General features: G+C 67.0%; 9 protein-coding genes and 1 pseudogene. 9 read left to right on the forward strand and 1 reads right to left on the reverse strand.

The genetic code is table 11. The features are described 5' to 3' along the window. The first annotated feature begins 32 nt into the window (after positions 1–32). From LCI23_RS12310 to LCI23_RS12340, 7 genes are all read left to right on the forward strand, one after another. The gene (locus tag LCI23_RS12310; RefSeq protein WP_224946759.1) at positions 33–734 is read left to right on the forward strand and encodes a response regulator transcription factor; all 702 of its coding nucleotides are present in this window, start codon (positions 33–35) and stop codon (positions 732–734) included. Continuing rightward, positions 731–2,341, forward strand: a complete 1,611-nt coding sequence (locus LCI23_RS12315) for a sensor histidine kinase (protein ID WP_224946760.1) — start codon at positions 731–733, stop codon at positions 2,339–2,341. Before LCI23_RS12310 ends, LCI23_RS12315 begins: the two co-directional genes overlap by 4 nt. After that, positions 2,319–2,615 carry a DUF4212 domain-containing protein gene (locus tag LCI23_RS12320; RefSeq protein WP_224946761.1) on the forward strand — a complete coding sequence of 99 codons (297 nt, stop codon included), beginning with the start codon at positions 2,319–2,321 and terminating at the stop codon, positions 2,613–2,615. Before LCI23_RS12315 ends, LCI23_RS12320 begins: the two co-directional genes overlap by 23 nt. Then, positions 2,612–4,672, forward strand: coding sequence for a sodium:solute symporter family protein (locus tag LCI23_RS12325; protein WP_224946762.1), 2,061 nt, complete (start codon positions 2,612–2,614; stop codon positions 4,670–4,672). Before LCI23_RS12320 ends, LCI23_RS12325 begins: the two co-directional genes overlap by 4 nt. A 138-nt stretch (positions 4,673–4,810) precedes the next feature. Further along, positions 4,811–6,886 (forward strand): prolyl oligopeptidase family serine peptidase, encoded by a 2,076-nt coding sequence (locus LCI23_RS12330; RefSeq protein ID WP_224946763.1) that lies wholly within the window; start codon positions 4,811–4,813, stop codon positions 6,884–6,886. Between the two features lie 33 nt (positions 6,887–6,919). After that, complete coding sequence (locus LCI23_RS12335) at positions 6,920–8,947, forward strand: S9 family peptidase (RefSeq protein WP_224946764.1); 2,028 nt, start codon at positions 6,920–6,922, stop codon at positions 8,945–8,947. 41 nt (positions 8,948–8,988) lie between these two features. Next, positions 8,989–10,983, forward strand: coding sequence for a S9 family peptidase (locus tag LCI23_RS12340; RefSeq protein WP_224946765.1), 1,995 nt, complete (start codon positions 8,989–8,991; stop codon positions 10,981–10,983). 450 nt (positions 10,984–11,433) lie between these two features. Here the strand turns inward: LCI23_RS12340 and LCI23_RS12345 are convergent, their stop codons facing one another. Next, the gene (locus LCI23_RS12345) at positions 11,434–11,586 is read right to left on the reverse strand and encodes a hypothetical protein (protein ID WP_224946766.1); all 153 of its coding nucleotides are present in this window, start codon (positions 11,584–11,586) and stop codon (positions 11,434–11,436) included. Positions 11,587–11,699: 113 nt separating this feature from the next. Between LCI23_RS12345 and LCI23_RS12350 the strand changes: the two genes are divergently transcribed. Beyond that, a complete protein-coding gene (locus tag LCI23_RS12350) occupies positions 11,700–12,194 on the forward strand; it encodes a hypothetical protein (RefSeq protein ID WP_224946767.1) in 495 nt (164 codons plus the stop codon). A gap of 139 nt (positions 12,195–12,333) precedes the next feature. After that, positions 12,334–13,760, forward strand: a pseudogene (locus LCI23_RS12355) (IS1182 family transposase); the annotation flags it as partial. Positions 13,761–14,164 lie beyond the last annotated feature (404 nt).

Consider the following 14,164-nt stretch of genomic DNA (forward strand, 5'->3'; position numbering starts at 1 on the left):
TTTGAAGCACTAACGAATACCAAGGTGGCCCCATGCGAATTCTGCTCGCCGAAGATGATAGCGTACTTGCCGATGGACTGACCCGTTCCCTGCGCCAGTCCGGGTATGCGATCGATTGCGTCAAGAACGGTCAGGATGCCGACACGGCCCTGTCCACCCAGGAGTTCGACCTCCTGATCCTCGACCTCGGCCTGCCCAAGCTGTCCGGGCTCGAGGTGCTGCGCCGCCTGCGCGCCCGCTCCTCGCTGCTGCCGGTCCTGATCCTCACCGCCGCCGATTCGGTCGAGCAGCGGGTCGAGGGCCTCGACCTGGGCGCCGACGACTACATGGCCAAGCCCTTTGCCCTGTCCGAGCTGGAGGCGCGGGTGCGCGCCCTGACCCGGCGCGGCGCCGGCGGCGGCCCGGCCGTGGTGCGCCATGGCCCGCTGGTCTACGACCAGGTCGGCCGCAGCGCCTACATCAACGACCAGATGCTCGACCTGTCGGCGCGCGAGCTCGGCCTGCTCGAGGTGCTGCTGGCGCGCACCGGGCGCCTGGTCTCCAAGGAGCAGCTGGTCGACCACCTGTGCGAATGGGGCGAGGAAGTCTCGAACAACGCGATCGAGGTGTACGTGCACCGGCTGCGCAAGAAGATCGAGGTCGGCGGCGTGCGTATCGCCACCGTGCGCGGCCTCGGCTACTGCCTCGAGAAATTCTCCGACGCCCCGCGCGGCACGGCGCCCGAGCCCAAGTGAACGAGCGCGACGCCGGACTGGCCGATCCGCCGCCTCCGGACCGGGGCGCGGACGAGGCCGGGTTCGCGCCCTACGTGCCGCCCAATCCCGAGCCGGACGAGAACATCCGCCACTCGCTGTTCGGCGAGATCCTCGACTGGATGCTGGCCCCGCTGCTGCTGCTATGGCCGATGAGCATCGCCATCACCTACCTGGTGGCGAAGTCGATCGCCAACCAGCCCTTCGACGACGCGCTGGAAGACCGCGTCACCGTGCTGTCGCAGCAGATCCGCACCGTGGCCGGCCAGCCGGTGGTGCAGCTGCCGGCCAGCGCGCGCGACGTGCTGCGTGCGGACGACGTGGACAGCGTCTACTTCCAGATCAGTGGTCCGGACGGCGCCCACATCGACGGCGACCGCGACCTGCCGCGCCCGCGTTCCGGCAATGGCACCGAACCTGTCCAAGGCAGCGCGGTCCTGTTCCGCAACGATACGATCCATGGCACACCGGTGCGCGTGGCCTATTCCTGGGTCGGCCTCGATCCGCTGCGCGAACGCGGCCCGGAACCGGGCCGGGCGGGCCAGGCCGAACAAGCGGAAAAAGCGGAACAGCGCGCCGTGCAGGCCCTGGTCCAGGTGGCCGAGACCCTGGACAAGCGCGCCCACCTGGCCAACGAGATCATCAAGGGCGTGATCCTGCCCCAGTTCATCATCCTGCCGGTGATCCTGGCCCTGGTCTGGTTCGCGCTGTCGCGCGGCCTGTCGCCGCTGGCCGAGCTGCAGGAGCGCATCCGCGCCCGGCCCCAGGACGACCTGTCGCCGATCGACCCGCGCCAGGTGCCGGAAGAGATTTCGCCCCTGGTCGGCTCCTTCAACGACATGCTGGAACGCCTGGCCCAGACCGTCGAGATGCAAAAGCGCTTCATCGCCGATGCCGCGCACCAGATGAAGACCCCGCTGGCCGGGATGCGCATGCAGTCCGAGCTGGCGCTGCGCCAGCACGATCCTGGCGAGATCCACCGCTCGCTCGAGCAGCTGGCCAAGAGTTCGGAATCGGCCACGCGCCTGGTGAACCAGCTGCTGGCCCTGGCCCGCGCCGAGAACCAGCCGCACGCCGGCCTGGCCTTCGAGCAGATCGACCTGGGCCAGCTGGCGCGCGCCACCGTGCAGGACTGGGTCCAGGCCTCGTTCACGCACCGCATCGACCTCGGCTACGAGCCGCCCGAGGGCGCCTCCGCCGCCCCGCTGCACATCGCCGGCAACGCACTGATGCTGCGCGAGCTGCTCTCGAACCTGATCGACAACGCGCTGCGCTACACGCCGCCGGGCGGCAGCGTCACGGTGCGCGTGCGGCGCGACGGCGAGCACGCGCTGCTCGAGGTCGAAGACACCGGCCCCGGCATCGCGCCAAGCGAACGCGCCCACGTGTTCGAGCGCTTCTACCGCATCCTGGGCAGCAACGTGCAGGGCAGCGGCCTGGGACTGGCGATCGTGCGCGAGATCGCCCAGCAGCACGGCGCCGAGATCGACATCTTCAACAACCCGCGCAGCCACGCGCCGCGCTTTCCCGGCTGCCTGTTCCGCCTGACCTTCCCGCCTCCCGCCCATGAGCCCGACGACGCCGACTGACCCCCTCCCTTCCCGCCCGCAGGACGAGGCGCATGCCCGGGCCAGGCACTGGCAGGCCACGCGCCGCCTGACCCTGGTCCTGCTGGCCCTGTGGCTGTGCACCAGTTTCGGCACCGTCTATTTCGCGCGCGAGCTGGCGCGCTTTTCCCTGTTCGGCTGGCCGCTGTCCTTCTACATGGCGGCCCAGGGCGCCTCGCTGGTGTCGCTCGCGATCATCGCGTTCTACGCCTGGCGCATGCGCCGGCTCGACCGCATGGCCGGAGGCCGGACATGAGCGCGAAGCCGCCCTACTTCCGCAAGCTGTCGCGCTACTACCTCTGGTACACGGCCTGCTTCGCCCTGTTCCTGGTGGCGCTGGCCCTGCTCGAGCAGGAAGGCATGCCGCGCCTGTGGATCGGCTACATCTTCATGTTCGCCACCATCGCCCTGTACGCCACCATCGGGGTGGTGGCGCGCACTTCGAACGTCACGGAATACTACGTGGCCGGACGGCGCGTGCCGGCCCTGTTCAACGGCATGGCCACCGCCGCCGACTGGATCTCGGCGGCCAGCTTCATCAGCCTGGCGGGGGGACTGTACCTGTACGGCTTCGACGGCCTGGCCTACATCATGGGCTGGACCGGCGGCTTCGTGCTGGTGGCCCTGCTCATCGCGCCCTACCTGCGCAAGTTCGGGCAGTACACCATCCCCGATTTTCTGGCGGCACGCTACGGCGGCGGCGCGGGCGGGCGCGGCGGGCCGGTGCGGGCGCTGGCGGTGGGCGCCACCATCCTGGTCTCCTTCACCTATGTGGTGGCGCAGATCTACGCGGTCGGCCTGATCGCCTCGCGCTTCACCGGGGTCGACTTCTCGGTCGGGATCTTCCTCGGCCTGGCCTCGATCCTGGTGTGCTCCTTCCTGGGCGGGATGCGCGGCATCACCTGGACCCAGGTGGCGCAGTACATCATCCTGCTGGTCGCCTTCCTGATCCCGAGCATCTGGCTGGCCGCGAAGCATGCCGACAACCCGGTGCCGCAGCTGGCCTACGGCTCGCTGCTGCCGAAGATCGCCGTGCGTGAGCAGCAGCTGAAGCAGGACCCGCGCGAAGCCCAGGTGCGCGCCGAATTCCAGCGCCGCGCCGAGAACTACGAGGCGCGCCTGGCCGCCCTGCCCGAATCCTGGCAAGCGGGCAAGCTGGAAGCCCAGCGCCGCCTGGCCGAGGTCCGCGCCAGCAATGCCTCGCTGGGCGAGGTGCGCCAGGCCGAGCGCGCCTTCAATACCTATCCCGGCTCGCCCGACGAAGCGCAGGCGCTGTGGCGCGAGCAGCGCGACGCCAACCGCGCGCGCGCCCGGCCGCCGGTGCCGCACGGCGTGCCCTTCCCCGGCGCCACCGAGGAAGAATCGGACAAGCGCCGCAACAACTTCCTGGCCGTGGTGTTCTGCCTGATGTTCGGCACCGCCGCCCTGCCCCATATCCTGATGCGCGCCTACACCACGCCCTCGGTCGACGAGACCCGGGTCTCGGTGTTCTGGACCCTGTTCTTCATCCTGCTGATCTACCTGACCATTCCCGCGCTGGCGGTGCTGGCCAAGTACGACATCTATACCTCGCTGGTCGGCAGCGACTACGCTTCGCTGCCGACCTGGGTCTCGTATTGGGCCAACGTCGACAAGGTCAAGCCCCTGCTCAGCATCGCCGACATCAACGGCGACGGCGTGGTGCAGCTGGCCGAGATCGCGATCGACGCCGACGTGCTGGTGCTGGCCACGCCGGAGATCGGCGGCCTGCCCTACGTGATCTCGGGCCTGGTGGCGGCCGGCGGCCTGGCGGCGGCCTTGTCCACCGCCGACGGCCTGCTGCTGGCGATCTCGAACGCGCTCTCGCACGACGTGTACTACAAGATGGTCGATCCGGGCGCCTCGACCCAGAAACGGGTCACCATCTCCAAGCTGCTGCTGCTCGCGGTGGCCTTCATCGCGGCCTATGCGGCCTCGCAGAAGCCGGCCGACATCCTCTCATTGGTTGGCGCGGCCTTCTCACTTGCTGGTTCTACGCTCTTTCCGGTGCTGGTGCTGGGCGTGTTCTGGAAGCGCGCCAACCACACCGGGGCGATTGCCGGCATGCTCACCGGCTTCCTGGTCTGCCTGTGGTACATGCTGCGCGCCAGCCCGACCCTGGGCGGCAGCCTGGATGCCTCCTGGCTCGGCATCCAGCCGCTGGCGGCCGGCGTGTTCGGGGTGCCGGCCGGGCTGCTGGCCACTGCCCTCGGCAGCCTGCTGAGCGCCCCGCCGAGCCGCAGCAGCCTGGGCATGGCGGACTACATCCGCGCCCCGGAACGCGACGGCCCCTAGCGTGGGCGTGCAGCGGCGCGACAAGGCATATGCATGGCGCATCGTTATGGGAGCGGGAGCTCCGCGGGGCTTCTGCCCGACTCCGAGTACTGGTATTGTTGGGTCGCCCCGCCGGGGCCCGACTTTCGAGAGAGTGACATGCCACCATCCTTCCGCCGCATGCTGCGCGGCGCCGCCCTGTCCGCCGCCTGCGCCGGCCTGCTGGCCAGCCTGCCCGGGGCGCTGCAATCTGCCCAGGCACAAGCGCCTGTGCAGGCGGCAGCCGCGCCAGCCACGGCCCCGCCGCCGCTCGCCAGCTTCTTTGCCAACACCGCTTTCGGCGGCGCCAAGCTGTCGCCCGACGGACGCTTCCTCGCGGTGCGCTCCGGCGCGCCCGGCAAGCGCGACTTCCTGGCGGTGGTCGACCTGCAGTCCAACAGCGCGACGGTGGTCGCGTCCTACGACGACGCCGACGTCGGCCGCTTCCAGTGGATCAGCAACGAGCGCCTGCTGTTCGACACCCGCGAAAAAGGCGTCGGCCCGGGCGATGCGCGCTTCGCGCCCGGCCTGTACGCGGTCAACCGCGACGGCAGCCGCTTCGTGGAACTGGCCGACCGCACCGGCCGTCCGTTCTCCACCGGCAGCCGCATCGTACGCAAGCTGCTGCCCTGGCACACCTACATGCTGGACCAGGAAGGGGCCCAGGATTCGGCATCCGTCTACGTCTCCAGCGCCAACATCGACGCCGACGGAGAGCTGCGCAGCGTCGACCTGCTGCGCCTGAACACCCTCACCGGCGCCACCCAGACCGTGCCGCGCCCGGCCGGCAGCGTGCGCAGCTGGACGCTCGATACCCGCGGCGAGCCGCGCCTGGCCACCACGCTCGAACGCGACACCCTCAGCCTGCACTCCCGCGACCCGGCCAGCGGCGCCTGGCGCGTGCTGGCCTCCTATCCCGCCTTCGGCGACGGCGCCGGTGCGCTGCAGCCGGTCGGCTTCGCCGGCGAAGGCAAGCTGTTCGTGCTGGCCCGCAGCGGCGGACGCGACACGACCGCGCTGCACCGCTTCGACATCGCCAGCGGCAGGATCGAGCCGGAGCCGGTGTTCGTCACCACCGGCTACGACTTCGACGGCAGCCTGGTCGCCAACCGCGAACGGGTGCTGGGCGTGCTGTTCCGCACCGATGCGCTGTCGAACGAGTGGTTCGATCCGACCATGAAGGCGGCCCAGGCGGCGGTCGACAAGCTGCTGCCGGCCACCATCAACCTGCTTTCCGTGCCGGCCCAAGCCGACGCTCCATGGATGCTGGTGCGCTCGTATTCCGACACCATGCCGGGCAGCTATGCGCTGTACAACCACCGCACCGGCCAGCTGAACAAGGTGGCCGACCTGCGGCCCGCGATCCAGCCGGCGCAGATGGGCCGCCAGCAGTTCGTGCGCTATAAGGCGCGCGACGGCCTGGAGATTCCCGCGCTGCTGACGCTGCCGCCTGGCGGCAAGCGTAGTGGCCTGCCACTGGTGGTGCTGGTACATGGCGGTCCGTATGTGCGCGGCGCCGCCTGGGGCTGGGATGCCGGCACCCAGTTCCTGGCCTCGCGCGGCTACGCCGTGCTGGAGCCGGAATTCCGCGGCAGCCTGGGCTTCGGCATCAAGCACTTCAAGGCCGGCTTCCGCCAATGGGGCCTGGCGATGCAGGACGACCTCGCGGACGGCGTGCGCTGGGCCGTCGCAAAGGGCTTCGCCGACGGCGCCCGGGTCTGCATCGCCGGCGCCAGCTACGGCGGCTACGCCGCCATGATGGGACTGGTGAAGGATCCGGACCTGTACAGGTGCGGCATCAACTGGGTCGGCGTCACCGACATCGGCCTGCTGTACAACGGCGGCTGGACCTTCACCAACGACACCTCGGACGAATTCAAGGCCTATGGCATGCCGCAGATGATCGGCGACCCGGTCAAGGATGCCGCCCGGTTCCAGGCCACCTCGCCGCTGGCGCAGGCCGCCCGCATCACGCGGCCGGTGCTGCTGGCCTATGGCGGCGCCGACCGGCGCGTGCCGATCAACCACGGGACCCAGCTGCGCAATGCCCTGGCCGCCACCAACCCCGACGTCGAATGGGTCGAGTATCCGGAAGAAGGCCACGGCTGGGCGCTGGAAAAAAACAGCATCGACTTCTGGGGACGGGTCGAACGCTTCCTGGACCGCAACATCGGCCGCGCCGCGGCCGCACCCTGACCAACCCTCCTGCAACCGAAACGATAAGCACCCATGCCTCCATTGACTTCCCTGTGCGCGCGCGTCCTGCTCGCATGCGCCCTTGGCACCTCCTTCGCGGCCGGCGCCCACGCCGCCAGTGCCGAACCCGCGCTGCCGCCGGTCGAGCTGTTCTTCTCCAATCCGCTGCTGGCCGATGCCGAGCTCTCTCCAAGCGGGCGCTACCTGGCGGCCGTGTCGGGCGCGCCCGGCCGGCGCGACATGCTGGTCGTGGTCGACCTGCAGGAAAACAAGGCCAATCTGGTGGCCGGCTACAAGGATGCCGACATCCTGCAGTTCCAGTGGGTGAACGACGGCCGCCTGCTGTTCAACGTCAGCGACAAGCAGATCGGCCCCGGCGGGCGCTACCTGGCCAGCGGCCTGTATGCGGTGAACCGCGACGGCGGCGGCATGCGCCAGCTGGCCAGCCGGCGCGGCGGCGGCCTGGCCGAAGCCGGATCGCAGATCGCCCAGGTGATGCTGCCCTGGCATACCTTCATGCTGGGCCAGCGCGGTGCCCAGGATTCCGACGAGGTGTACGTGCTGAGCAGCGACCCCGACCAGGACGAGAAGCTGCGCACCACCAACCTGCTGCGCCTGAACACGGTGACCGGACGGGCCCAGGCCGTGCAGCGCCCCGGACCGGTGGACAGCTGGGTGCTGGACAACGCCGGCGAGCCGCGCCTGGCGCTGAATGCCTCCGGTGGCAAGACCACCATCCACTACCGCGAACCGGCCGACGGCAAGTGGCGCAGCGTCGGCGAGTTCTCGACCTACGGCAGCAACAAGGGCGGCTTCTCGCCGCTCGGCTTCGGCGCCGACGGCAAGCTGTACGTGCGCGCCCAGGCCGGCAAGGACGCGGCCGCGCTGCACACGCTCGACCTGGCCACCGGCAAGGTCGACCCGCAAGGCGTGGTGGTGATGCCGGGCTACGACTTCGACGGTGGCCTGGTCAGCCGGCGCGGCAAGCTGCTGGGCGCCGTCATCGAGACCGACGCGCCGGGACACGTCTGGTTCGACAAGGACATGCAGGCGATCCAGCAGGCCGTGGACCGCCTGCTGCCGGGCGCCGCCAACATCCTCTCGGTGGCCGCCAGTCCGGACGCGCCCTGGGTACTGGTGCGCTCGATCTCGGACCAGCGCCCGATGGCCTATTACCTGTACAGCCCGGGCAGCGGCAAGCTGAACCCGGTGGGCAGCAGCCGCGAAGGGCTCGATCCGGCCCGGGGCGGCCGCCAGGACCCGGTGCGCTACAAGGCGCGCGACGGGCGCGAGATCCCGGCCCTGCTCACGGTGCCGGCGGGTGCGAAGAAGAACCTGCCGCTGGTGGTGCTGGTGCACGGCGGTCCCTACGTGCGCGGCAACCACTGGGGCTGGGACAGCGACACCCAGTTCCTGGCCTCGCGCGGCTACGCCGTGCTGGAGCCGGACTTCCGCGGCAGCCGCGGCTACGGCAGCGCGCACTTTCGGGCCGGCTTCAAGCAGTGGGGCCTGGCGATGCAGAACGACATCGCCGACGGCGCGCGCTGGGCCATCGCCCAGGGCATCGCCGACCCGAAGCGGATCTGCATCGCCGGCGCCAGCTACGGCGGCTATGCCACGCTGATGGGCCTGGTGAACGACCCGGACCTGTACAAGTGCGGCATCAACTGGGTCGGCGTCACCGACATCGGCCTGCTGTTCAACGGCCACTGGAGCTTCGATTCCGACCTGACGGACGACTGGAAGACCCACGGCATGCCCGTGATGATCGGCGACCCGGTGAAGGATGCCACCCAGTTCAAGGCCACCTCGCCGATCGAGCAGGCGGCGAAGATCACCCAGCCGCTGCTGCTCGCCTATGGCGCGGTGGACCGCCGCGTGCCGCTCTACCACGGCAACAAGTTCCGCGACGCGGTACAGGCGCACAACCGGCAGGTGGAATGGGTCGTGTACCAGGACGAGGGACATGGCTGGACCAGGCCGCAGAACCGCTTCGATTTCTGGAAGCGGGTGGAAGCCTTCCTGGGCCGGCACATCGGCCCGGGCGCCGTCAAGCAGTAAGCGCCGCCGCGCTATCCCATCAACCCGAAAGAAAAAAGAACATGCCCAAGCTTCCCCTCCTGTACGCGCGCCTGCTGTGCGTGCTGGCGCTCGGCGCGCCTTTCGCCGCCCCACTCCATGCCGAGCCGGCGCCGCCGCCCGCCACCGCCTTCTTCTCGCGAGCGCTGCTGGCCGACGCCGAGCTCTCGCCCAGTGGGCGCTACCTGGCCGCCCTCTCGGGCGCGGCCGGGGCGCGCGACAAGCTGATGGTGGTCGACCTCCAGGAAAACAAGGCGCAGCTGGTGGCCGGCTACGACAACATCGACATCCACCAGTTCGAGTGGGTGAACGACAGTCGCCTGCTGTTCAACGTGCGCGACAAGGAGGCCAGCATGGGCGGCGGCAACAGCCGGGCCGGCCTGTTCGCGGTGAACCGCGACGGCACCGGCCTGCGCCAGCTGGCCAGCCGGCGCGCCAAGGGCGCGGAAGAAACGCGCGACATGCTGCCCTACCATACCTACCTGCTGCGCCAGCGCGGCGCCCAGGATGCCGACGAAGTGTATGTGGTCAACCTCGACTACACCTACGCCGACCGCCAGCAGAACGCCGAGCTGCTGCGCCTGAACACGGTGACCGGCAAGACGCGCAGCGTGCCGCGCCCGGGCCGGGTGGACAGCTGGCTGCTCGACCACGCGGGCGAGCCGCGCCTGGCGACGTATTCGTCAGGCACCCGCACCAGCATCCACTATCTCGATCCGGCCAGCGGCACATGGCGCACGCTGGCCGAATACGACACGCAAGCCGGCGACCGCAATGCCATCCTGCCGCTCGGCTTCGGCCCCGACGGCAAGCTGTACGTGCGCAGCAAGGCGGGCAAGGACACCACCGCGCTGTACACCCTCGACCTGGTGACTGGCAAGCTGGGCGCCGACCCGGTGCTGGTCCTGCCGGGCTACGATTTCAGCGGCAAGCTGGTCGAGGGCGGCGGCAAGCTGCTCGGCGTCTCGGTCGAGACCGATGCACCGGCACAGGCCTGGTTCGACAAGGACATGGCGGCGCTCCAGCAAACCATCGACGCCCTGCTGCCGGGCGGTGCCAACCTGCTGTCGGTGGCGGCGCGGCCCGATGCGCCGTGGGTGCTGGTGCAATCCTTCTCGGACCTGCAGCCGCCGGTCTACCGCCTGTACAACCGCGCCACGGGCAAGCTGAAACCGGTCGGCAACAGCCGCGACGGCATCGATCCGGCCGCCATGGGGCGCCAGGAGCCGCTGCGCTACACGGCGCGCGACGGACGAGAGATCCCGGCCATGCTGACCCTGCCGGCCGGCGGCGCGAAGAAGAACCTGCCGCTGGTGCTGCTGGTGCACGACTGGCCCTACTCGCGCAGCAACCACTGGGGCTGGAGCGCGGAACAGCAGTTCCTGGCCACGCGCGGCTACGCCGTGCTGGAACCGGACTACCGCGGCAGCACCGGCTACGGCCAGGCGCACTTCCAGGCCGGCTGGAACCAGTGGGGCCTGGCGATGCAGGACGACCTGGCCGACGCCGCGCGCTGGGCCATCGCCCAGGGCATCGCCGATCCGAAGCGCATCTGCATCGCCGGCGCCGGCTATGGCGGCTACGCCACCCTGATCGGCCTGGCGCAGGACCCGGGCCTGTACAAGTGCGGCATTGCCTGGAACGCCGTCACCAATCCGGGCCTGCTGTCGGGCCGGAATGGCGACTTCTTCCGCGAGACGCTGGAGGACAGCAAGGCCTACGCCATCCGCGACCTGGTGGGCGACCCGGGCAAGCTGGCCGCGCCGCTGGCGCAGGCGGCCCGCATCACGCAGCCGGTGCTGCTGGCGCACGGCATTGACGACCGCTATGTGCCCTTCTACGACAGCACGCGCTTTCGCGACGCGCTGCGCCTGACCAACCCGGCGGTCGAATGGGCCGAATATCCGGGCGAGGACCACGCCTGGCAGCAGGACAAGACCAGGGTCGATTTCTGGAGCCGGGTCGACGCCTTCCTGGCGCGCCAGATCGGGCCGGGCGCAGCCCCAGTTCGGCCCTAGATCCTAAGAACGCCTGACAAAACACATACTTGCTTTCAAGGCAGCAGGGGCGTACTCAGCGTTGTTTCGAGCGTCCGCTATCGGCCTTGGATTCAAGCGGACGGTCGCAACTCGACGTAGCACACCAAATTAATTGGACGGGGACCGACGTATGCCTAGAGGGGCGCACCTGACGAATATCGCCAGCGGTTTGTGCGGATCGCTCTCGAGCCGGAACGATGAATTGGATGGTTACTGGTCAATCGGCCTACTACGCTCGCTGGCCGAGCGGCATGGTGAGTCCACGGTAATACTCGACCTGCTGACATCAACCATTCACCCATCGTCGTCCGAGTTCGCGCCCGTATTGGTGCGCTATCGCCACCTCCTTGCAAAGTTGGCAGACCTCTCGTGTATCCGACTTGAGGAAATCACGGCGGCACGAATCACGCTCGACTTCGCACCTCCACCTTAGCCCAGATTCGCTACCACAAGCCGCAATGGGGTGACCAGTTCACCGTGGCCGTAACCATCGACGCTGACGGTAGGCCGCCGGTATTGTCCATCACGCTGGCTATAGCCGGTCGCATGATCCTGCCGGGGAGAGCCGGTCAGCTCGCCCATCAGTTGCTAATGCGACGACCGCTTTGGGTTGGTTCCTGCTGTACACTCTAGGACAGCAGTCGGCCAAAAGCGGGCGGTCTCAAACAAGAACTTATTGGCTACCTTTTATTATCATGACTAGTGCCACCTTGCGCGTGTCGGTCTTTCTTGTTATTGCTGCGAACTTAGCGTCGTGCGTGCCAAAGCCACACGTAGTCCATCTGCGGCCTGCGGTGAGCGGCATCCTTGTCGAGGATGGGAAGCCGATCCCCGGCGTCGAACTCTTCTTAGGTAACTTCGCCGGCAACAATCAACCTTGCACTGACGTGTACGAGGTCGTTCCGGTGTCGCCTGCAGGCGATTTTTCATGGAAATCGACCCAGGACTACAAACTCGCAGATTCGCTGATCAATCCGGTTACATCGCGGCGCGTGCTGACGGTCCTCTGTATCCGGCATCCCAAGAAGGGCATACTGATCGGGGTAACCATGATGACGAAGCAAGAAAAACCCGTATCACTACGGCTTATTTGCGATGTTGCGCATCCGCGCTTCGGTATCACTAAGCCACATACTACGGGGGCCGTGGATGGGCAGGCTCAACACTGCGATGCGAGCACAACCGGTTAGAAATTTGGCGCCTTTATGAGTGACCGCGGATTCTTCCTAAAAGTCTGCAATGGGTCCAGGCTGTGTAAAAACCTTATGACCGTGTAAACGAACCCGGTTCGGTAAGCGTTGAGCCAGTATCTCATCCCTGGGGTGCCAAATGAAGCGCTTTATTGAAGGCGAAGACCGCGGGCAAGGCACGCTACTTCCAGAGCACCTGGATGACTACGTCACCGAGGAGAACCCGGTTCGCGTAGTCGACGTATTCGTCGATGAGCTGGACATGGCGAGCCTGGGTTTTGCGCGGGTAGTGCCGGCAAAAACTGGCCGGCCAGCGTACCACCCGGCGGTGCTGCTAAAGCTCTACATTTACGGTTACCTGAACCGCATTCAGTCGAGCCGCAGGCTCGAGCGCGAAGCGCAGCGCAACGTCGAACTGATGTGGCTTACCGGGCGCCTGGCGCCGGACTTCAAGACGATCGCGAACTTCCGCAAGGATAACGGCAAGGCCATCCGCAACGTCTGCAGGCAGTTCGTCGTCTTGTGCCAGCAACTGGGCCTGTTCTCCGATGCGGTCGTGGCGATCGACGGTAGCAAGTTCAAGGCCGTCAACAGCAGCGACCGCAACTTTACCGACGCCAAGCTCAAGCGCAGGATGGCAGAGATCGAAGCGAACATAAGCCGCTACTTGGCAGAACTGGACACGGCTGACCGGCAGGAGCCGACTGCTGCACAAGCGAAAAGCGTTCGCCTGAACGAGAAGATCGCAGCGCTGAAATCGCAGATGGCAACGCTCAAGGAAATCGAAGCAAAGCTGGAAAAGACTGGCGAAACGCAGATCTCGCTCACCGATCCGGATGCGCGCTCGATGATGACGCGCGGTTCAGGCATCGTTGGTTATAACGTGCAAACCGCAGTCGACGCCAGGCACCACCTAATCGTTGAACACGAGGTCACCAACAATGGCAGCGACCGCGATCATTGTCTGGCATGGCCAAGAAGGCCCGCACAGCGATCGGCACGACGACGTTGACAGCCATTGCCGACCGGGGCTACTTCAAGGGCGAGGAAATCCTGGCCTGTCATGAGGCTGGCATACGTGCTTTGGTGCCGCCTGCGAAGACTTCAGGAGCCAAGGCCGATGGCCGATTCGACAAGGCCGACTTCATATACGATCCCGAAAAGAACGAGTACCGATGCCCGGCTGGCGAAGCCTTGATTTGGCGCTTTTCCAGTGTCGAGAAGGGCATGACGAATCACCGCTACTGGAGTTCGCACTGCAAAGACTGTCCGCTCAAGGACAAGTGCACGCCGAGCGCGCAGCGGCGCGTGACGCGCTGGGAACATCAGGACGTGCTCGACGACATGCAGGCGCGTCTTGAACAGACGCCTGACGCCATGCGCATCCGGCGCTCAACTGTCGAGCATCCGTATGCAACGATTAAGGCGTGGATGGGATCGACGCACTTTCTAACCAAAGGCCTGGAGCGTGTGAAGGTCGAAATGAGCCTGCACGTACTCGCCTATAACTTCAGGCGTTTGCTCACGCTGCTCGGCATGCAGGGCATGCTGGCAGCGATCAGGGCGTATGCCCGTTTTCCGCCGTCAAACGGCTTATTCAGCGCGCTTTTCCTCTGTGCCTTGCCGAAAACGGGAAAATTACGTCGCCTACGCCCGGGCGCTTCCATCTACTTCTGAACATGCCGTGCGCAGTACAATTCGACGTACCGATTCAGTTCATGAGTTTTTACACAGCCTGGGCCGATTACGGACCTGTTATAAGGTCCGCTTATGACCCATTGCGGAAGTTCACGGAGGGAGTTCCTGACCACGTAAACAGCTTACGGCATCGCAGCGACCGACTGTGTACCTAAGGAAGCGCTGAACAAATAGGTTGTGTGGCCGTTCCGACGTGACAAGACCTGCACCAGACCGGACCGTGGTCGAGATCAGCTATTTTTCGCGCTCCAGCTTGGGCGTCACGCTCGTTT

Origin of the sequence: Massilia sp. MS-15 (genome assembly GCF_020176695.1) — a bacterium.
GTDB lineage: Bacteria > Pseudomonadota > Gammaproteobacteria > Burkholderiales > Burkholderiaceae_D > Telluria > Telluria hydrophila.

Coding starts and splice junctions, on each gene's coding strand:
- LCI23_RS12310 (WP_224946759.1), top strand. CDS start 33: ATGCGAATTCTGCTCGCCGAAGATGATAGCGTACTTGCCGATGGACTG.
- LCI23_RS12320 (WP_224946761.1), top strand. CDS start 2,319: ATGAGCCCGACGACGCCGACTGACCCCCTCCCTTCCCGCCCGCAGGAC.
- LCI23_RS12325 (WP_224946762.1), top strand. CDS start 2,612: ATGAGCGCGAAGCCGCCCTACTTCCGCAAGCTGTCGCGCTACTACCTC.
- LCI23_RS12330 (WP_224946763.1), top strand. CDS start 4,811: ATGCCACCATCCTTCCGCCGCATGCTGCGCGGCGCCGCCCTGTCCGCC.
- LCI23_RS12335 (WP_224946764.1), top strand. CDS start 6,920: ATGCCTCCATTGACTTCCCTGTGCGCGCGCGTCCTGCTCGCATGCGCC.
- LCI23_RS12340 (WP_224946765.1), top strand. CDS start 8,989: ATGCCCAAGCTTCCCCTCCTGTACGCGCGCCTGCTGTGCGTGCTGGCG.
- LCI23_RS12345 (WP_224946766.1), bottom strand. CDS start 11,586: ATGGGCGAGCTGACCGGCTCTCCCCGGCAGGATCATGCGACCGGCTAT.
- LCI23_RS12350 (WP_224946767.1), top strand. CDS start 11,700: ATGACTAGTGCCACCTTGCGCGTGTCGGTCTTTCTTGTTATTGCTGCG.